This window comes from Streptomyces sp. MI02-7b (genome assembly GCF_033793585.1).
Taxonomy (GTDB): domain Bacteria; phylum Actinomycetota; class Actinomycetes; order Streptomycetales; family Streptomycetaceae; genus Actinacidiphila.
On record NZ_JARAWX010000007.1, the window covers coordinates 155,527 to 172,560 of the forward strand.

23 protein-coding genes are annotated in these 17,034 nt (G+C 71.5%); 9 read left to right on the forward strand and 14 right to left on the reverse strand.

Features of this window, described 5'->3' with window-relative positions; translation table 11 throughout:
• Positions 1-79: 79 nt before the first annotated feature.
• From PV364_RS13760 to PV364_RS13775, 4 genes are read left to right on the forward strand one after another with little or no spacing between them, the layout of a single operon-like run.
• Positions 80-1,033: a hypothetical protein gene (locus PV364_RS13760; protein ID WP_319660198.1), complete on the forward strand. Its 954-nt coding sequence runs from the start codon at positions 80-82 to the stop codon at positions 1,031-1,033.
• Complete coding sequence (locus tag PV364_RS13765) at positions 1,030-2,511, forward strand: peptidoglycan-binding domain-containing protein (protein ID WP_319660199.1); 1,482 nt, start codon at positions 1,030-1,032, stop codon at positions 2,509-2,511. Before PV364_RS13760 ends, PV364_RS13765 begins: the two co-directional genes overlap by 4 nt.
• Positions 2,508-3,263: an ABC transporter ATP-binding protein gene (locus tag PV364_RS13770; RefSeq protein WP_415924548.1), complete on the forward strand. Its 756-nt coding sequence runs from the start codon at positions 2,508-2,510 to the stop codon at positions 3,261-3,263. Before PV364_RS13765 ends, PV364_RS13770 begins: the two co-directional genes overlap by 4 nt.
• Positions 3,260-4,522 (forward strand): ABC transporter permease, encoded by a 1,263-nt coding sequence (locus PV364_RS13775; protein ID WP_319660201.1) that lies wholly within the window; start codon positions 3,260-3,262, stop codon positions 4,520-4,522. The genes PV364_RS13770 and PV364_RS13775 overlap by 4 nt, the downstream gene beginning before the upstream one ends.
• A 25-nt stretch (positions 4,523-4,547) precedes the next feature.
• Here PV364_RS13775 and PV364_RS13780 read toward each other — a convergent pair whose 3' ends face one another.
• From PV364_RS13780 to PV364_RS13795, 4 genes are all read right to left on the reverse strand, one after another.
• The gene (locus PV364_RS13780) at positions 4,548-4,895 is read right to left on the reverse strand and encodes a MerR family transcriptional regulator (RefSeq protein WP_319660202.1); all 348 of its coding nucleotides are present in this window, start codon (positions 4,893-4,895) and stop codon (positions 4,548-4,550) included.
• Between the two features lie 180 nt (positions 4,896-5,075).
• Positions 5,076-5,387: an SCO5918 family protein gene (locus tag PV364_RS13785; protein ID WP_319660203.1), complete on the reverse strand. Its 312-nt coding sequence runs from the start codon at positions 5,385-5,387 to the stop codon at positions 5,076-5,078.
• A 55-nt stretch (positions 5,388-5,442) separates the two neighbouring features.
• Complete coding sequence (locus tag PV364_RS13790; protein WP_319660204.1) at positions 5,443-6,981, reverse strand: DEAD/DEAH box helicase; 1,539 nt, start codon at positions 6,979-6,981, stop codon at positions 5,443-5,445.
• 376 nt (positions 6,982-7,357) lie between these two features.
• Positions 7,358-7,561 carry a cold-shock protein gene (locus PV364_RS13795; protein ID WP_272118185.1) on the reverse strand — a complete coding sequence of 68 codons (204 nt, stop codon included), beginning with the start codon at positions 7,559-7,561 and terminating at the stop codon, positions 7,358-7,360.
• Positions 7,562-8,103: 542 nt separating this feature from the next.
• On the opposite strand from PV364_RS13795, the gene PV364_RS13800 reads away from it, so the two are divergent.
• Positions 8,104-8,328, forward strand: a complete 225-nt coding sequence (locus tag PV364_RS13800) for a hypothetical protein (RefSeq protein ID WP_319660205.1) — start codon at positions 8,104-8,106, stop codon at positions 8,326-8,328.
• A 222-nt stretch (positions 8,329-8,550) separates the two neighbouring features.
• Here PV364_RS13800 and PV364_RS13805 read toward each other — a convergent pair whose 3' ends face one another.
• The 6 genes from PV364_RS13805 to PV364_RS13830 form a co-directional block, all read right to left on the reverse strand.
• On the reverse strand, positions 8,551-8,721 hold the full coding sequence (locus tag PV364_RS13805; RefSeq protein WP_319660206.1) for a hypothetical protein: 171 nt from the start codon (positions 8,719-8,721) through the stop codon (positions 8,551-8,553).
• Positions 8,722-8,755: 34 nt separating this feature from the next.
• Positions 8,756-9,112 (reverse strand): PRC-barrel domain-containing protein, encoded by a 357-nt coding sequence (locus tag PV364_RS13810; RefSeq protein ID WP_319660207.1) that lies wholly within the window; start codon positions 9,110-9,112, stop codon positions 8,756-8,758.
• A gap of 241 nt (positions 9,113-9,353) precedes the next feature.
• A complete protein-coding gene (locus tag PV364_RS13815) occupies positions 9,354-9,575 on the reverse strand; it encodes a hypothetical protein (RefSeq protein ID WP_319660208.1) in 222 nt (73 codons plus the stop codon).
• 4 nt (positions 9,576-9,579) lie between these two features.
• On the reverse strand, positions 9,580-10,137 hold the full coding sequence (locus tag PV364_RS13820) for a DUF5994 family protein (protein ID WP_319660209.1): 558 nt from the start codon (positions 10,135-10,137) through the stop codon (positions 9,580-9,582).
• Positions 10,138-10,340: 203 nt separating this feature from the next.
• Positions 10,341-10,586 (reverse strand): hypothetical protein, encoded by a 246-nt coding sequence (locus PV364_RS13825; protein ID WP_319660210.1) that lies wholly within the window; start codon positions 10,584-10,586, stop codon positions 10,341-10,343.
• A gap of 71 nt (positions 10,587-10,657) precedes the next feature.
• Positions 10,658-11,023 carry a DoxX family protein gene (locus tag PV364_RS13830; protein ID WP_319660211.1) on the reverse strand — a complete coding sequence of 122 codons (366 nt, stop codon included), beginning with the start codon at positions 11,021-11,023 and terminating at the stop codon, positions 10,658-10,660.
• A gap of 105 nt (positions 11,024-11,128) precedes the next feature.
• Between PV364_RS13830 and PV364_RS13835 the strand changes: the two genes are divergently transcribed.
• The 3 genes from PV364_RS13835 to PV364_RS13845 all read left to right on the forward strand — a co-directional run bounded on the left by PV364_RS13835 (position 11,129) and on the right by PV364_RS13845 (position 13,450).
• Positions 11,129-11,506: a helix-turn-helix domain-containing protein gene (locus PV364_RS13835; protein WP_319660212.1), complete on the forward strand. Its 378-nt coding sequence runs from the start codon at positions 11,129-11,131 to the stop codon at positions 11,504-11,506.
• 102 nt (positions 11,507-11,608) lie between these two features.
• The gene (locus PV364_RS13840; RefSeq protein ID WP_319660394.1) at positions 11,609-12,124 is read left to right on the forward strand and encodes a SigE family RNA polymerase sigma factor; all 516 of its coding nucleotides are present in this window, start codon (positions 11,609-11,611) and stop codon (positions 12,122-12,124) included.
• Positions 12,125-12,193: 69 nt separating this feature from the next.
• Positions 12,194-13,450: a hypothetical protein gene (locus PV364_RS13845; RefSeq protein WP_319660213.1), complete on the forward strand. Its 1,257-nt coding sequence runs from the start codon at positions 12,194-12,196 to the stop codon at positions 13,448-13,450.
• Positions 13,451-13,674: 224 nt separating this feature from the next.
• On the opposite strand, the gene PV364_RS13850 is transcribed toward PV364_RS13845, so the two are convergent.
• From PV364_RS13850 to PV364_RS13865, 4 genes are all read right to left on the reverse strand, one after another.
• Positions 13,675-15,348 carry an esterase-like activity of phytase family protein gene (locus PV364_RS13850; protein WP_319660214.1) on the reverse strand — a complete coding sequence of 558 codons (1,674 nt, stop codon included), beginning with the start codon at positions 15,346-15,348 and terminating at the stop codon, positions 13,675-13,677.
• A 161-nt stretch (positions 15,349-15,509) separates the two neighbouring features.
• Positions 15,510-15,761, reverse strand: a complete 252-nt coding sequence (locus PV364_RS13855) for an alpha/beta hydrolase (protein WP_319660215.1) — start codon at positions 15,759-15,761, stop codon at positions 15,510-15,512.
• On the reverse strand, positions 15,761-16,048 hold the full coding sequence (locus tag PV364_RS13860; protein ID WP_319660216.1) for a hypothetical protein: 288 nt from the start codon (positions 16,046-16,048) through the stop codon (positions 15,761-15,763). The genes PV364_RS13855 and PV364_RS13860 overlap by 1 nt, the downstream gene beginning before the upstream one ends.
• A gap of 282 nt (positions 16,049-16,330) precedes the next feature.
• Positions 16,331-16,678, reverse strand: coding sequence for a hypothetical protein (locus PV364_RS13865; RefSeq protein WP_319660217.1), 348 nt, complete (start codon positions 16,676-16,678; stop codon positions 16,331-16,333).
• Positions 16,679-16,765: 87 nt separating this feature from the next.
• On the opposite strand from PV364_RS13865, the gene PV364_RS13870 reads away from it, so the two are divergent.
• On the forward strand, positions 16,766-17,017 hold the full coding sequence (locus PV364_RS13870; protein ID WP_415924549.1) for an integrase core domain-containing protein: 252 nt from the start codon (positions 16,766-16,768) through the stop codon (positions 17,015-17,017).
• The last annotated feature ends 17 nt before the right edge of the window (positions 17,018-17,034 follow it).

A 17,034-nucleotide genomic window follows, 5' to 3' on the forward strand; every position in this document is an offset into this window, starting at 1 on the left:
CCCGGCGGTCCACCGGGTTCAGGAGAGCGACGGGTGGACCTCCCCGTTCGAGCGTCTCCGAACGAAGTGATGGAACGACATGGCTCTCATTCTCAGGACCCGCGGCGTATGGCCGACGGTGGCCGCGGCCGCCGTGCTGGGGCTGTCCGGGTGCTCCCAGGGCGGCGACTCGGCCGCCTCCTCCGACGGAGCGGCGCCGTCCTCGGCAGCCGCGCCGTCCGCCGCGTCCACGGCCGCGTCCGGCGGCCAGTTGGAGATTCCCGCGAACGCGGACGAGGAGACCAGGCGGGCGTACATCATGGAGAACGCCACCGCCGCCTGCATGCGGGCGAAGGGATTCACCTACACCCCGCACGTGACGGACTACGGGGCCGACGGCATCAACGCGGTCGACGGCCAGGACTACGCACGGGCGAAGACCTTCCGGGAGAAGTACGGCTTCGGCATCTACGCCGGTGCCGTCTACCGGGACGACCCGAACGTGTGGGGCAGTGCGGCGTACACCGCCAAGCAGGAGACAGGCCCGGACGACGCCTATCTGAACGCACTCACCCCGACGCAACGCAAGGCCTACGACCAGGCGATGGGCGGCGCGCGCGTGGCGGGCGGCAAGAAGGAGATGGGCCCGGGGTGCTCCAAGGACGCGTACACCAAGGCCTACGGGCCGGAGAAGTCGCAGGCCGAGATCGACCGGCAGACCGCCGCGGACCAGGAGCAGGACCGCGAGGCGCACCAGGCGCTCGACGGCGACCCGAAGCTGGTGTCCCTGGCGCAGGAGTTCGCGTCCTGTCTGCGCGGTGAGGGCATCCCGGTCACGACGACGCAGCCCACCTCCATCGGGGACATGGTGAAGTTCCAGGTGAGCGCGCAGATGCCGATGGACGGCGTGCTGAGCCTGGACAAGAGCACCGCCCTGACGAAACTCACCCGTGAGATCGGCCTCGCCAAGAAGGACCTGGCCTGCGGCAAGGACTTCCGGGCCGCGTACTTCCCCGCCCTCGCCGAGCACCCCCTGTCCGGGGTCACCGGATGAGCCCGCTGCGCGGACGCGGGGGACCGGCGAACCGCGGCAGGTCGGTGGGGCTGATCGTCGGGGTGGTGACGCTCGTGGGCGCGGGCGGCTGGTTCGCGGGTTCGCAGATGCAGTCGCCCGCCGACGCGGCCGCCGCACACCAGGCGCCGAAAGCCGGTCCGGTCACCGTCGCCGTGGTGCGCCAGAAGCTGACCGCCCGTGTGGTGACGCAGGGCAGCGTGGAGTTCGGCGCTCCGCACGCGGTGTCGCTCTCCGGGCCGGTCGGTTCCCCCGACGACTCCGGGGACGGACAGGCCACGGCCCAACTGGTCACCAAACTGCCGACGGAGGGCGCCACGCTGCGCGAGGGCAGTGTGCTGATGCAGGTCAGCGGTCGTCCGGTGTTCGTGCTGCGCGGGCCGGTGCCGATGTACCGCACCCTGGGCCCGGGCATGTCGGGCGACGACGTCCGCCAGTTGCAGAGCGCCCTGCGCCGGCTCGGCCACGACCCGGGAGCCGTCAGCGGCAACTACCGGCAGGGCACGGCGACCGCGGTCGACCACTGGTACGAGAGCGCGGGTTACACGCCCCGCAAGCCCAGCGCCGCCGACGCGTCGCAACTCGGCGACCTCCAGGCGGCGGTGTCGCAGGCGCAACTGGCCCTGCTGTCGGCGCGGAACGGCGGCGCGACGGCCGGGGGCGGCGATGACGGGGGCGGCGCCACCGGGACGGCCTCCGGTGCCGGTTCCGGCTCCGGGTCCGGGTCCGACGACGCGGCCCACGCCCTGGAACTGCGGTCCGCACAGCAGCAGCTGAACCGGGCGAACGCGGCGCTCAGCGCCTTCGACGCCGGTTACGGCACCAAGGTCCCGGCGGGCGAGGTCGTCTTCCTGCCGGACCTGCCGGTGCGGGTCGACAAGGTCAAGGCGCGTCTCGGGGCCGCCCCGGACGGCGAGGTCGCCACCGTGACCAGCGCCGACGTGGTGGTGCAGGCGGTCGTACCGGGAACGGACGGGGCCGTGCTGCGCGAGGGCATGGCGGCACGGATCGAGACCGGCGACGGCACGCACGTGAACGGCGTCGTCTCGCAGCTCGGCGGTTCCGGCGTACCGGCGGACGGGAGCAAGGACGAGGCCGGCGAGGGCGGTGAAGCCGATGGCGGCGACGGGGGATCGGGCGCCCCGGACGTCCCCGCCGACTCCTCCGCCCCGGTCCCGGTGGTGATCTCGATCCCCGATCCCGGACCGCTGAGGAACCAGTCGGGCCTCTCGGCCAAGGTGACCGTCGACGTGGGCGCCTCCAAGGGGGCGGTGCTCGTCGTGCCCGTGGTCGCGGTCCGGACGTCCGCCGACGGGCAGGCCCGGGTCGCGGTGGCGCGCGCCGGCAAGGTCGTGGACGTGCGCGTCACCGTGGGGCTCTCCGCCGCCGGGCTGGTCGCGGTGACCCCTGAGGACGCCGGCTCGCTCGCCGAGGGCGACCACGTGGTGGTCGGCACGTGAGGGGCCGGCCCGTACCGGCCGCCGCCCGGGAGGACGTGCCGGACGCACTCGACGCACCGGACGCGGACACCGTGATCCGGCTGGACTCGCTCAGCCGGGTCTTCGACTCCGAACCGCCCGTGCACGCCCTGCGCGAGGTGGACCTGACGGTCCGCCGCGGTGAGCACCTGTCGATCGTCGGCCCCTCCGGGTCCGGAAAGTCCACGCTGCTCAACACCCTGGGCCTGCTGGACCGTCCGACGTCGGGGAACTACTGGCTCGACGGCGTGCTCACCGGCGCCCTGGGCGACCGGGAGCGGACCGCGCTGCGCGGCAGCCGCATCGGGTTCGTCTTCCAGTCCTTCCACCTGCTGCCCTACCGGACGGTGGACGAGAACGTCATGCTCGCCGAGACCTACCGGGCCCCCCGGCCGGGCCGCGAGCGCCGCACCCGGGCCGACCGCGCCCGGCAGGCCCTGGCGCGGGTCGGTCTCGGGCACCGCTTCGGCTTCCTGCCCGGGCGGCTGTCCGGCGGCGAACGGCAACGGGTGGCCATCGCCCGCGCCCTGATGGGCGAGCCCGCCCTGCTGCTGTGCGACGAGCCGACGGGCAACCTCGACAGCGAGAACACCGAGTCGGTGCTGGAGCTCTTCGGTGAACTCCAGGCACAGGGCATGACGTTGCTCGTGATCACGCACGACGAGTCCGTGAGCCGGCGGGCCGGCCGGCGGGTGCGGATCCGTGACGGCCGGCTGAGTCAGGAGAGCGCATGACGACCGGCCGCGGCGGGCATCGCCGCGGGCGCCGGGAACGGCCCGAGCGCCCCTTCATCGACCCGCGGGACCTGTGGTCGGAGTCGCTGGCCGGCGTCCTCGCCCGCCCGGTCCGCTCCGCCCTCACCACACTGGGCACGGTGCTCGGCATCGGCACGCTGGTGATCACGGTCGGCGTGGCGTCGACGGCCGCGAACCAGATCGTCGGCCGCTTCGACGCCCTCACCGCCACCTCGGTGAGCGTCGTCGTGCCCGCCCCGGAGCCGGGCTCGACCGACCCCGCGCTGGTCGGGTGGTCCGGCGTCGACGCGGTGGAACGCCTCGCCGGAGTGGAGTCGGCCGCCGCGCTGTCGGACTCCCAGGACACCGCGAACGTCCAGGTACGGGCGAACGACGTGGTCGCACCCGGTGAATTGAGCGGGCAGACCCTCGCCGTGGTCGCCGCCGGCCCGTCGCTGCCCGCGGCGGTCCGCGGCACGATGGCCGCCGGCCGGTTCTACGACGCCGGGGACATCGCCCGGCACGAGCGGGTGGCGGTCCTCGGCGACCAGGCGGCCCGGCTCCTGGGCGTCGACGACGTCCGGGAGGCTCCGGCCGTCTTCTTCGAGGGGCAGTCGTTCACCGTGATCGGCGTCCTCGGCGGCTTCCGGCGCGAGCAGCGGCTGTCCGCCTCGGTGATCCTTCCGCCCACCACGGCGGCCGACCGTATCGGTCTCGAGGACGTGACCCGCGTCCTGGTCAACACCTCGCTCGGCGCCGCACAGCAGGTCGCCCAGCAGGCACCGGTCGCCCTCTCGCCCGGCCACCAGGACGCCCTGACCGTGGTCGCCCCGCCGGATCTGTCCAAGGCCCGCAAGGGAGTCCAGGGCGACGTCAACGGACTGTTCCTGGTACTCGGGCTGGTGTCCCTGATCGTCGGCGCCATCGGCATCGCCAACGTCACCCTCGTCACGGTGATGGAGCGGGTCGGCGAGATCGGCCTGCGCCGCGCCCTCGGCGCCTCCCGGCGGCAGGTGGCCGGGCAGTTCCTGGCGGAGTCGACCACCATCGGGCTCCTCGGCGGTGTCGTCGGCGCGGCCCTGGGCGTGGTCGTCGTGGTCGGCGTGGCGGGCGTGAAGCACTGGACGCCCGTGCTGGACCTCCGCCTGGCCCTCGGCGCCCCGGTCGCCGGGGCCCTCGTCGGGCTCCTCGCGGGCCTCTACCCCTCGCTCCGGGCAGCCGGGATGGAACCCGTGGACGCCCTGCGCGCGCCCTCCTGAGCGGTTTCCCCGGCCGTCGCCGAGGTCATCCGGTGGTGCCGGAGGCGCCCCGCTCCTCGGCGGCGGCGCGGCGGAACTCCGCGTTGATCCGCTGGGCTTCCTCGAGTTGGTCCTCGAGGATGATGATGCGGCAGGCGGCCTCGACCGGCATGCCCTGGTCGACGAGCTCGCGGGCGCGGGCGGCGATGCGCAGCTGGTAGCGGGAGTACCGGCGGTGTCCGCCCTCCGAGCGGAGCGGGGTGATGAGGCGGGCCTCGCCGATGGAACGGAGAAAACCCGGGGTGGTGCCGAGCATCTCGGCGGCCCGTCCCATGGTGTACGCGGGGTAGTCGTCGTCGTCGAGACGATCACTGAGCGGAGTGTCCTCGGTCATTCTCACCTCGTTGTGCGACGCGTCGTGAGGCCCCGGTGCCTCACGGCGCCGGGGCCCCGGAGGAAATTCAACACCATTTTCCGGTCCCCGAGCGGTGGCGACCTTCCGCTCGAACGGACCCCTGACACGGCGAGGGCCCGACCGGCATGCGCCGGTCGGGCCCTGTGCTCAGCTCGTCGGTCACACCGGCGAGGGGAGGCCGAGCAGCGCCGACGCCTCCTCGATCGGGCTGAGGGCGGGTGCGGCCGAGGCCTCCGGGGCGGCGGCCCGGCAGGTGAAACCGAGACGCGTCATGGCCCGGGTGACCTCCGCGGCCGTGAAGTCGCGGCGGTCCTGCCGGGTGATGACCTCGCCGACCTGCTTCACGGGGTACTGGCGGCGGCCGATGATCACGGACTCACCCGTGATCGGTTCGGGCTTGACGCCCTTCATCGACGCCAGCACTCCGTTCTTGGTCAGGTCGAACGCGAAACGGGCGATGACGCAGCGCATGGTGCCTCACAGGTGGGGAGGGAACGTGACCGGGACCGGGCGGCAGGGCGGTTGCCTAGGCTGCTGCCGCGTCGAAGGTGGACCGCCGGGTCGAGCGGCGCACCGGCCGGCCGGTCCCGCGGTTCTCGGTGGCGCCGTGGTTCTCCGTGCCGCGGCCGCGCCGGCCGCGGGGGCCGGGGACGCCGCGCCCCGGGCGCTCGGCCACCGGTGCGGTGATGACGACCGGGACGCCGGACGGGGTCCGCGCGCCGGTGATCCGGCTCAGTTCGGCCTCACCGGAGCGGACCTGGGTGGTCAGGGGGCGGATTCCGGCGTGCACCATGAGACGGTCCATGTCGCGGCGCTGGTCGGGCGTGACCAGGGTGACGACCAGGCCGGACTCCCCGGCGCGGGCGGTGCGGCCGCCGCGGTGCAGGTAGTCCTTGTGGTCGGTCGGCGGGTCCACGTTGACCACCAGGTCGAGGTTGTCGACGTGGATGCCGCGTGCCGCGACGTTGGTCGCCACCAGCACCGTGACGTGCCCGGTCTTGAACTGCGCCAGCGTCCGGGTGCGTTGGGGCTGCGACTTGCCGCCGTGCAGCGCGGCCGCCCGTACACCGCTGTTCAGCAGGTGCGTGGTGAGCCGGTCGACGGCGCGCTTGGTGTCCAGGAACATGATCACGCGGCCCTCGCGCGCCGCGATCTCTGTTGTCGCCCGGTGCTTGTCCGCGCTGTGCACATGGAGCACGTGGTGCTCCATCGTGGTGACCGCGCCCGCGGACGGGTCGACGGAGTGCACCACCGGGTCGGACAGGTAGCGGCGGACCAGCAGGTCCACGTTGCGGTCCAGGGTGGCCGAGAACAGCATCCGCTGCCCGTCCGGGCGCACCTGGTCGAGCAGCTCCGTGACCTGCGGCATGAAGCCCATGTCGGCCATCTGGTCGGCCTCGTCCAGGACGGTGATGCCGACCTGGTCCAGGCGGCAGTCGCCGCGTGCGATGAGGTCCTTCAGCCGGCCCGGCGTCGCGACGACGACCTCGGCGCCGCCTCGCAGCGCACCGGCCTGGCGGCCGATCGACATGCCGCCGACCACGGTGGTGAGCCGCAGCTGCACCGAGCGGGCGTAGGGGGTGAGTGCGTCGGTGACCTGCTGCGCCAGCTCCCGGGTCGGCACCAGCACCAGGGCCAGCGGCTGCCGGGGCTCGGCCCGGCGGCCGGCCGTACGCGCCAGCAGCGCCAGGCCGAAGGCGAGGGTCTTGCCGGATCCGGTGCGTCCGCGGCCGAGCACGTCGCGGCCCGCGAGCGAGTTCGGCAGCGTCGCCCCCTGGATCGGGAACGGCACGGTCACGCCCTCGCTGACCAGTGCGGCCAGCAACTGCTTCGGCATGTCGAGATCGGCGAACGCCTCGACGGCCGGGAGCGCCGGGGTGGTCGTCACCGGCAGGGCGAACTCGCCCTGCGGCGCGGTCGGTCGGCGCCGCTGACCGCCCGAACGGCTCGGCGCGCCGGAGCGGTTGGAGCTGTAGGTCTTGCCGCCCGAGCGGCTGCCGCCGGTGCCGCCGGAACCGCCGGAGCGGGTGCGGGTGTAACGGTCGTTCGTACGTGTGCGGTTCATGAAGAACCTTCCTCGAGGCGGCACGCATCAAGGAATTTCTGTGGCAATGAACAGCACAGAGAATCGCAAGAACGGGCCGGAAAAGAAGCGAAATCGGATCCGACCCGGCGGGGGACGCTCACGGGTCGAGGCGCCGAAAGGGTCGGCGCGATCCTGGTGGGAGAATGCGGGGCGGGCAGTGTGCGGTACGTCCCGTTGGCCGTCGCTGCGCGATGCCGAGGGAAACATCCGTCATGGGGCGGGTTCACCGGCCCGCCGGAATGCCGCTGCCCCGATGGTTGTCGCGGCGCGACGCGGGGGTCACGCCCGGAAGGGCAACACGCCGGGGCCCGCACCCCTTGGTGCGGGCCCCAGCGGCGAACTGCGCGTGCGGTGATCAGGCGGGAACGATGTTCTCGGCCGTCGGGCCCTTCTGGCCCTGCGCGATGTCGAAGCTCACCTTCTGGCCTTCCAGCAGCTCGCGGAAGCCCTGGGCGGCGATGTTCGAGTAGTGGGCGAACACGTCAGGCCCGCCGCCGTCCTGCTCGATGAAGCCGAAACCCTTTTCCGCGTTGAACCACTTCACGGTGCCAGTCGTCATGTGTCAAATCTCCTTCGGGCAGTGCCCGGAATCCGCACTGTGCGGACTCCGCGTCGCTGTGATGATGACCCCGCCCGGGAAATGACCGGAAATGCGCAGTGCTTCCATCGGCATGGCGGCCGGTGAAGGCACTGGAAGTTCTTGGGTATCACAACTGCAACTGCTTCGACAGTAGCACGGAGCGATCGACCGTGCGCGGTGGATAATTACGCTCCGCCTGTTGTGCCAGAAAGCCTCACCGCGCGTCGCGTGAATTTCTCTCTTCGTCACAACAGATATTGACCCGCCCGGACACGGTTTTCCGCCCCGCCCCCCGGGTCCCCGCCCGCCCCGCCACGCCCCCGCGACACGCTCGGAGCACACCCCGCGGGTGCCGTCGGCAGGCGGACGAGTTCGCGCACCGCGGAGGCCGCCCGCGGGTGCCGGCGAGGCCGTTGCAGCAGGTCAGCGCGGGGGGCGGGGTGCCGTACGGCTGCCTGTCCATCATTCGGGCGCATGTTCGAGCCTATGCGCCGGGCATCCCACCACGCATACTGGCTGCAATGACGAAAAGATCCGCGCCCCCGCGCCACTTGCCCACGAGCCCCTTCAAGGCGCCCGCCGAACCGGTCCTCAAGCAGTTCGCCGTGGGGGACCGTGTCTCCCACGACCAGCACGGCCTCGGAAAAGTCATGGCCGAGGAGGCCGCGGGCGGGGCACTGCTCGTCGACTTCGGTTCCCAGCTGACCCGCATCGTCAGCCCCTACTACGGCATGCACAAGCTCTGACCGCGCGACCCCTCACCGGTGGCCTCGACTACCGTCGGGCCACCCCTTCGCGTGCCAGGCCGGAGCGCCCCTGACGCTCCGGCATGCCCTTCTCCGGCCGGCGCCCGGCCGTGCCGCGGCGGCGGTCGCAGTGCTGTCCGGGATCGTACGAACCCCTGGCCGGGCACTCGCGCAGCGCCCCTCGCGCACCGTCCCGCCCGAGGCGCGGAGCATCGCGGGACGTCATCGGAGCGGGTGGCGGCGCGCACGCCGGAAGGACCGTACGCCGAAGAAGACGATGTCGGCCACCAGTACCACGATGCCGACGAACAAGAGGTAGGACAGGCTTCCGGCCGTCACGCCGATGATTCCGAGGACGACGGCCAGAAGAACCAGGAACAAGAAGATCGCCATGCGGCGTGCGTCCCCTCTGCTGTGGGCGTGCGCGTCAGCGGCGCGCCAGCTGCCGTTCGCCGTTGGCGCCCGGCCGGTAGGCCAGGTCGTAGTGCTTGAAGATCGCTTCTTCCTGCTCGACGGGCAGGACGTCGTCCGTGCCGATGGCAGGGGCCTTCTTCACCAGCGCCTTGGCGTGTGCGACCTTGACGTAGCCCGGCCCCAGGATCGCCTCGTCGAGAGGGACGAAGACCAGCCGCTGCCGGCTCAGCAGCCCGGTGCGGACGGTGGCCATGGCTGGTTCGTCGGTGGAGGTGTCCACGTAGATCGCTTCCAGCGAGCCGATCTTGTGCCCTTTTGGGTCGACGACATCGTGGTCGCGCCATTCGCGCACGTCAGTGGAATGGATCATGCCCTGCTCCCTGTGGGCGCTTCGGCGGTGCCGCAACGGCCCCGGCGTGTACACACCGGGGCCGCCCTTCCGGGTCGGTCGCACGTGAGAGTGCCCCGACCTGTCTTCATGGTAGGCCAGGCAGACATTCCAGACATAGGGGATGTTCTCCTCAGTGGTCTCACGGCGGTGCGGTCCCCTCCGGTCGAGGCGGCAGGTCGCCGGGTGGGGCGCCTGAGCACCCCACCCGTTGCCCCACCGGTCAGCGGAAGGTCCGTGCGGTCGCCCGGGTCTCTCGCGGCGGCCCGGGCCGCCCGCCACGCACGGACGCCCGTCCGCGGTGTCGCCGGCCGACGCCGGGCAGGGTGTCGCCGAATCGGTGGCCGGCGATGCGTTCCGCGTGCTGGACGTTCAGCAGGTGGATGAGCCACATGCCGACGCCGGTCATGACGAGGATCACGGCGACGAGGACGACGGTCTCCATCGGCTCACCCCCCCGACCCCGCGGGCAGGGGACCGGCCGACGGCCCGAAGGGGGACATGCACGCCCCGCCCTCGGTCTCCCAGTCGTCCTCCCCGCCGCGGACGTCCCGCGTGCTGCCCGTGACGGCCTCGGCCGCCATCAGCGCGCCGGCGGTCAGGACGCTCCCCGGAAGCGCGGCGGCGGTCATCAGCCGGGCTGCCGCGGCCGGTGGTGTCTCGGGTGGGATCACCAGAAGGTCCCACCGGCCCATCGACCGGGACAGCAGGATCACCTTGTCCGGATCCTGCTCGCTGAACCAGCCCACGTGCACGGTGTGCCCGGTGACGGGCACCTTGCGCGGGATGAGAGGCCAACGGGCGGGGTTCACCGTGATGTTGGTGATCCGCCCCCAGGCACTGTCCAGCGTGGCGCACAGCGCGGGGAGTTCGACGGCGAGGTCACGGGACCGGGGCCACCAGGCCCCGTCCAGTTGTCCCGGGAGCGCGGTGTGCGGAGTGAGGGACAGGCGGGCGGAGAGGCCCGCTGCGACGTGGTGGGGGGTGCGTTCGACGAGCATGGTCATGACGCGGACCCGTCCCCGGGCTGCCTCGCAGCAGCCCGGCGGTGTTGATCGCCAGAAACGACACCCGCGTGGAAGCCGGTGTGCGAAATGCTCCCGGTGCTTTCAGCGTACTCCTGCCCCATGGGCCGAAAAGCATGTGCGGACAGGGCCCGGCGCCGCCTACGCGGCGGTGGCGCCGGCTTCACGGTCGCGCCGCGTCCCCGTCAGGAACCCTCGACGAAGCGGACCGACCAGGCGTAGCCGCTCAGGCCGTCGTGCGGGACCCGCCGGACCTCTCTGACCTGGCAACCGTCGTGGGCGTACTTGCGGGCGAACCGGTCGAGGCGCTGCGCCTCGGTGAGATCCTCCATGGACAGCGGTGCTCCGACGACGAGGTCTTCGTGGAGGACCTCCCCCTGCCCGGCACCGTTCGAGCAGGAGGAGCAGTTATGCGTTTTGGGTAGGGACATGAGATCAGTGTCCTCCTCGCGCGCCGCCCCCGGCGCCACGGCGCGGACGGGCAGGTCGGACCGGGCGGGCCTCAGAGCCGGACCGTCCCCAGCCACACCGCCGCCGCGGCGGCGACCAGCAGGGCGATGTTGAGCCCGATCACCCGCACCTCGCCCCGGGACAGGTGCAGGACCGTCCCGCCGATCTGTATCAGCGCCAGGCCGACCGCCGCCGCGATCGCGAGCCCGGGCGCCACCCCCGTCAGGGGCGGGAGGACGAGTCCCAGCGCGCCGAGCACCTCCAGCCCACCGATGACCCTGACCAGCGGCATCGGCACGCGTTCCACCCAGCCCATCATGGGCTGCAGTCGCTCCCGTGTCTGAAGGAGCTTCTTGCCCCCCGCATAGACGTAGAACAGGGCGAGGAGCCCGGCGACGATCCAGTACGCGACGTGCATGATGGCTCCCACACGATGGTCTCGAACGCGAGTGGCCACATCATGGGCCGGCGCCCGGCGCCGTACAAAAGGCACACGGATGTGAGCAACGCACAAGGAGTTGTCATGTCGCAGTACGAGCACACGTGCATGATCCGCGGGGACGGCGGCCGGACCATCCGCGCCGTACTGGACCGGATCTGCGACAAGTGGACGCTGCTCGTGGTGGCCACGCTCGACGACGCACGCATGCGCTTCACCGAACTCCACCAGCACATCCCCGGCATATCGCAGCGGATGCTGACCCTGACCCTGCGCAACCTGGAGCGGGACGGCCTCGTCTCCCGCACCGCCTACGCGGAGGTCCCGCCCCGCGTCGAGTACGCGCTGACCGCCATGGGGAAGAGCCTCATCCCTCCCGCACTGGCCCTCGCGGGCTGGGCCATGGAGCACAACGCGGAGATCCAGGCCAGCAGGGCCGCGTACGGCCCCCGGGCCGACTGAACCGGCCGTCGCCGTGACCGGCCGCCAGAAATGCTGAAACATTTCGGCGGCCCCACCGCATCAGTGAGGTGTGAGGCTGGTGTCAACGACCACGGGGGCATGATGGGGCAGGGACGGGCGAAGGACTACGCCGAGTTCGCCGAGGCGCGGGCGGGGCACCTGTACCGGTCCGCCTGTCTGCTCACCGGTGGTGACACCCACCTCGCCGAGGACCTGGTCCAGGAGACGCTCGGCCGGCTGTACGTCAGCTGGCGACGGGTCTCCCGCGTCGGCAATCCCGCGGGGTACGCCCAGACCACCCTCACCCGTGTCTTCCTCAGCCACCAGCGGCGCCGCAGCAGCAAGGAACGGGCCACGGACGTCTTCCCGGACCTCCCGGACCCGCGGAGCGCCGGCCCGGACCCGCTCCTGCGGCTGACCCTGGTCGACGCGCTGGGCCAGCTGTCCCCCAAGGACCGGGCCGTGGTGTTCCTGCGCTACTGGGAGGACCGCAGCATCGAGGAGACCGCCGATGTGATGGAGGCCAGCTCGGCCGCGGTGCGCACGCGCTGCAACCGCGCCCTGGGCCGGCTCCGGGTGCTGCTCGGTGACGGCATCGGCGAGTACGCCTCACCCTGACCGGTCGCAGGCCATCCCTGTTCTCCTACTTCCCCCATTCCGACAACCGTGCAGAGACGGCGGTTTGCCATGCCCATTGAAGACCACAAGGAACACGACCACCTCTTCGAGGACCGGCTCGGCGAAGCCCTCGTCCACGCCAGTGGTGACTACGAGACGGACCGCAGGGCCCTGGTCGCGGCCGGTACGGCGCGCGGCCGCAAGCTCCTGCGACGGCGCAGGGCCGCCATCGCGGCAGGCGTGGCCGCGGTCGCCCTCGTCGGCGTGGGCGGATCGCTCCTCGTCCCCTCGGGCGGCGACGGGGGCGGGGGGCAGTCCATGGCGGCCGCCCGGCCGACCCCGCCTCCTCCCTCGGAGAACGACGGGGAGATCTCCGCCGCCGATCTGGTCCGTACCCTCAAGGGACTGCTCCCCGAGGGCGAGTTCCGCGAGGAGCAGGGGCGGGGCGTCGGCCCGAGGATGATGCCGTACGCACAGGTCGTGTACGACGACGGCAAGGGAGGCGGTGCGGTCTCCGTGGGGCTGAACCGCGTGGAGCCGCACAGCGAGCAGGTCCGCGAGGCCACGGCCTGCCCGGACAGGATCGCCGTCCCCTACGACCGCTGCGCCAGCACCGAACTGGCCGACGGCTCGCGGCTCATGCTCTTCCAGGGGTACGAGTACCCGGACCGCCGCGTGGACACGAAGTGGTGGCACGCCGTCCTCGTGAGCCCTCAGGGGCACCAGGTCGACGTGAGCGAGTGGAACGCCGAGGCCGAGAAGGACGCACCGGAGACCAGGGACGAACCCCCCTTGACCATGGCGCAGTTGACGAAGATCGCCACTGCCCCGGCTTGGCGCAAGGCCATCGACGTCATTCCCAGGGAGCACCGGCCGGCACCCCCGGCCCCGCCGTCCCAGCCCGACGGCGCCGCGGTCAGGAACACGCTCGTCTCCCTGCTCCCCAAGGGGGTCACGGTCGTCACGAAGGGCCAGGGGCAGGACGGTTTCGCGGATCTCGTGCTCGACGACGGCAAGGGCCGGAGCCTGGTCCAGATCAACGTGCAGCCCCGTATGTCCGATGTCGAGGGCGAGCTCTTCGGCTCCGGCGCCGAGGTCCTGCCCGACGGCACGAAGGTCGTGTCGCACCAGGAACCGGGCGAGAAGGGCGGCGCGGGCGTCGTCATGTGGACCGTCGACACGATCAGGACCGACGGGCTGCGAGTGGTGGTCAGTGCCTTCAACTCCGGCGACCAGCACAGCGCCGCGACCCGCGGCACCCCCGCGCTCACGATGAAGCAGCTCAGGGCGATCGCCACCAGCGCCAAGTGGAAGAAGCTGGGCTGACCCCCTGCGGGAGCGAGCCGGTGCCGCGCGCACCGCGGTCGCGGCGGCCGTGCCGGCCACGATCCGGCACGGCCGCTCGCCGTCCCGCGGCGCGGCCGATCGCTCCCGTGAGCGTCCGCGCACCGGCTCGGCAGTGGGCCCGGGGCCGGGCGGCACGCCTTTCTGCAGGGCGCCGTCGGGCACGCCCACCCCGGTGGGCGTGCCGAAGGCGCCTCCGCGGCGCGTCAGCGCACGTGGACCGTGACCGTGACGGTCTTGAGCACCGCGGGCAGCTTCGTGGTGTCGACCTTCAGGATCTCGCCGTTGTCGGTCCGGCCCGTGGGCGGCAGCGTCTTCTGGTGGACGGTCCACGTGCCGTCGGGGTCGACGACGATGCTGTCGATGCCGAAGTCGTCGTCGTTGGCCAGGTACAGCGTCCGGCCGCCGTCGGTGGTGGCGACGCCCTCGACCTTGTCGTGCGCGAAGAACGCCCCGGTGGGGTCGAGCTGGCTGACCAGCGTGCCGACGTTGACGTACGGCTGCTTCTGGGCGACGTTGACGCCGGCACCGGTGAGCGCGGCGAGGGCCGCGTTGGTGCCGCTCGTGCCGACCAGCGCCTCGGGCGACTTGCCGCCGATCGTCAGGCCGCTGACGTCGGTGGCGCCGTTGATGTCGACCTGGTACAGCGTCTTCTGTGCGAACGGCTCGAAGGCGCCGTCGCGCTCGTCGATGAGGAACTTCGTGCCGGACAGCGCGGTGATCTCGCTGTTGGCGGTGCCCGTGCTCGCCGGGTTGTCCAGCAGGTACAGGTACTGCTTGGTCCGGTAGGTGCGCAGGTCGACCGTGACGATGCGGGTGGGCGCGACGTTGCCGGCCTTGACGCTGCCGAGGTCCGGCTGCTGGAGCGCGGACTGCATGACGCCCACCAGGGTCGAGCCGTCCGGGGTGACGGTCAGGCCCTCCATGCCCTTGTTCTTCGCGCGGAAGGCGAGTTCGGCCGGCAGGTACCCGACGACCTTGTGGTAGGCGTTGTCCGGGCTGTTGCGGTACGGCGTGAGCCGGCCCAGCTCGTAGCCGTTCTTGTCGAAGTGCGTGATGTACGGGCCGTACTCGTCCGAGACCCAGAACGAGCCGTCGGACAGCGCCACCAGGCCCTCGGAGTCGTAGCCGTACGGGTCCCGCGCGATGGGCGCCGGCGTGCCGCCGTTGGCGTTCGTCGCGGCGACGTCGTCGATGACCTCGCTCGTGTCGTGCGGCGGGCGGCCGCTGTACTTCACGCCGCCGAGGCTCTTCGGCCCCTTGAGGGTGACCTGCTTGAGCAGCTCGGCCTTGCCGTTCACGAGCTTGAACTCGCCGATCTCCGGCGTGAAGTCCGGGACCATCTCGGACTTGTTGCCGTCGGGGGCGTCGGCGTTCGGGCCGCGGTCGGTGAGCCCGTAGAAGTGGCCCGGCTTGCCCGGCACCGGGGCGAGCGAGGAGCCGAAGCCCTCACCAGAGAGCTCGGTGGTCGTGCCGGCCGGCCCGGCGACATGACCGAGCGGCGGCAGGGGAGCGCCGTCGGCCCCGGCGTCCTTGAACAGCTGCACCGCGTCGGTCGTGCTGTACGTGAAGGTGTCCGTACCCGTGAAGCCGGAGTTCGGCGTGTACGTGAACGTGCCGTCCGCGTCGACCGTCACCTTGCCGTTGGCGGGGTCGGTGTGCCGCACGACCGCTGTCGCGCCGGAGTCGTTCCGCAGTACGTCGCCCGTCACCCTGCCGTGGCCGGAGAAGGAGTCGGCGACCGCCCCGAAGTCGTGCGACGGGGCCCACAGCCAGCCACCGGAATGGGCCGCGGCCGTACCCGTGCCCGCCACGGCGATGGTGGCGCCGATCGCGATGACGAGCCGGATGCGCTTGCGAGAGAAGCGTCGTGAAGTCATACCCCTGAACTTGACGGTCAGTGGTGAATTTTGAGGTTGTCCCCGGTGAACCGCTGGTTCACAAAGCACCGGCTCTTCGTCTTTTCGCCGAGGCGTACCGGCAGGAGCCGGAGCTCGGGTGGGGCGGCACACCGTGCCGCCCCACCCGGGGCGGGTGCCGGTCAGTGGACCGTGCGCGCGGCCTCTTCGATGATGCGGGTGACAGCCTCCGGGTGGGACACGGTCACAGCGTGGGAGGATCGGACCTTCTCGATGTGCGCGTGGGCGCGCTCGGCCATGGAGACCTGGAGCTTCTGGGGGATGATCCGGTCATTGGTGCCCACCAGGGCCCAGGACGGGACGGTCTTCCAAGCGGGCTCACCGGAGGACTCGTTGGGGGCGGTGCCGCTGCCCGGACGCTGGGTGACCGACATCAGGGAGGCGGTCTCCGCGGGGACGTCCGCACCGAAGGCCTGGTGGAACTCGGACTGGTCGATGTAGAGGTCGACGTCCTTGGAGCCGTCGGGATCGGTGATCGGGACGGGACGGGACGCAGCACCTTGCCGATGGCACGGTCCGGGGCCTTGCTCGCCAGGTCGTTGGCGCTCTCGCCCTTGTCGGGGAGGAAGGCGTCGGCGTACACCAGCGCCTTGACCTTGTCGGAGCCCGAGGCGGCGTTGCTGATCACCACCCCGCCGTAGGGGTGCCCGACGAGGACCACCGGTCCTCACCCAGGGGGTCAGGCACACTCCCCGCGATCGGCCCGCCTCCATGCAGATCGCCGAGCGTGCGCCTCGCGTCGTAAACGGCGTTCGTAGTCCCCGCTCCGGATGGAGTGGGAGACAGGTCGCCCTGTGGACCGCGATTCCCCCTGACTCCCCGCCCGTTCTGGCGGGCTCCGCGCTGGTGACCCTGACTGCGGCGTCCATCGTCGTTGCCGTCGGGCTGCCTCCAGCGGTGGCCGGGCGATCCCCCAGGCTTTTGTGGCTCCGCCACTGCAGGGCTACGACCGGCTGAGTCGGCCGCGAACCCGCATCCACTTTTCAAGGCAAAAGCCGGATACCAGGATGCAGACGCCCGTCAATCCGGCGACGTTGCGGAACATGTCGTCGTGCCGATGTGCGGCGAGAAGCTCGATCGACAGGCCGAGTCCCATCAGGATGACGCCGAGCCCCCAGATCCGAGGCGATTCGACACGGCCTCTGAGCCGGGGGAACAACCAGCTGCGAAGGACTGCCGCTCCGCCCGGTACCAGCGTGACGGCCAAAAGAGCTGCGAGAGCGGCCCACCCATAAGCGCCCATGACGAACGCCTCTCCCCGGAAGATCGTCTGTGCGGCTCCGTACCGCACGAGCGGATCATGCCACGACCCTTGGTGCAGGGGAACGGCAAGAGAGTGGGTGCGATCTCCAGCGCTGGTCGGAGGCCAAGGTAGCTGTTGTCTCTTGTTGCGCGCCGAGCATGCTGCGCTGATCCACCACTCGCCGAATCGTTCAACGCGACCTGCAAACGCGAAACCCTACAAGGCCGCCGAGCCTGGGACACCGAACGCGAAGCCCACCTCGACCTCTTCCGCTGGCTGCACCGCTACAACACCGTTCGACGCCACTCCCGCCTCGGACATCGCAGCCCGATCGCCTACGAGCGAGCATTCGGAACGACATCAACTACGCTGGCCAAAGCCGCATAACCCGTGTTCAGGATCCG

Bases quoted from the DNA above. Each gene is read 5' to 3' on its own strand.
- PV364_RS13760 (WP_319660198.1), top strand. From the start codon at position 80: ATGGCTCTCATTCTCAGGACCCGCGGCGTATGGCCGACGGTGGCCGCG.
- PV364_RS13765 (WP_319660199.1), top strand. From the start codon at position 1,030: ATGAGCCCGCTGCGCGGACGCGGGGGACCGGCGAACCGCGGCAGGTCG.
- PV364_RS13775 (WP_319660201.1), top strand. From the start codon at position 3,260: ATGACGACCGGCCGCGGCGGGCATCGCCGCGGGCGCCGGGAACGGCCC.
- PV364_RS13780 (WP_319660202.1), bottom strand. From the start codon at position 4,895: ATGACCGAGGACACTCCGCTCAGTGATCGTCTCGACGACGACGACTAC.
- PV364_RS13785 (WP_319660203.1), bottom strand. From the start codon at position 5,387: ATGCGCTGCGTCATCGCCCGTTTCGCGTTCGACCTGACCAAGAACGGA.
- PV364_RS13790 (WP_319660204.1), bottom strand. From the start codon at position 6,981: ATGAACCGCACACGTACGAACGACCGTTACACCCGCACCCGCTCCGGC.
- PV364_RS13795 (WP_272118185.1), bottom strand. From the start codon at position 7,561: ATGACGACTGGCACCGTGAAGTGGTTCAACGCGGAAAAGGGTTTCGGC.
- PV364_RS13800 (WP_319660205.1), top strand. From the start codon at position 8,104: ATGACGAAAAGATCCGCGCCCCCGCGCCACTTGCCCACGAGCCCCTTC.
- PV364_RS13805 (WP_319660206.1), bottom strand. From the start codon at position 8,721: ATGGCGATCTTCTTGTTCCTGGTTCTTCTGGCCGTCGTCCTCGGAATC.
- PV364_RS13810 (WP_319660207.1), bottom strand. From the start codon at position 9,112: ATGATCCATTCCACTGACGTGCGCGAATGGCGCGACCACGATGTCGTC.
- PV364_RS13815 (WP_319660208.1), bottom strand. From the start codon at position 9,575: ATGGAGACCGTCGTCCTCGTCGCCGTGATCCTCGTCATGACCGGCGTC.
- PV364_RS13820 (WP_319660209.1), bottom strand. From the start codon at position 10,137: ATGACCATGCTCGTCGAACGCACCCCCCACCACGTCGCAGCGGGCCTC.
- PV364_RS13825 (WP_319660210.1), bottom strand. From the start codon at position 10,586: ATGTCCCTACCCAAAACGCATAACTGCTCCTCCTGCTCGAACGGTGCC.
- PV364_RS13830 (WP_319660211.1), bottom strand. From the start codon at position 11,023: ATGCACGTCGCGTACTGGATCGTCGCCGGGCTCCTCGCCCTGTTCTAC.
- PV364_RS13835 (WP_319660212.1), top strand. From the start codon at position 11,129: ATGTCGCAGTACGAGCACACGTGCATGATCCGCGGGGACGGCGGCCGG.
- PV364_RS13840 (WP_319660394.1), top strand. From the start codon at position 11,609: ATGGGGCAGGGACGGGCGAAGGACTACGCCGAGTTCGCCGAGGCGCGG.
- PV364_RS13845 (WP_319660213.1), top strand. From the start codon at position 12,194: ATGCCCATTGAAGACCACAAGGAACACGACCACCTCTTCGAGGACCGG.
- PV364_RS13850 (WP_319660214.1), bottom strand. From the start codon at position 15,348: ATGACTTCACGACGCTTCTCTCGCAAGCGCATCCGGCTCGTCATCGCG.
- PV364_RS13855 (WP_319660215.1), bottom strand. From the start codon at position 15,761: ATGTCGGTCACCCAGCGTCCGGGCAGCGGCACCGCCCCCAACGAGTCC.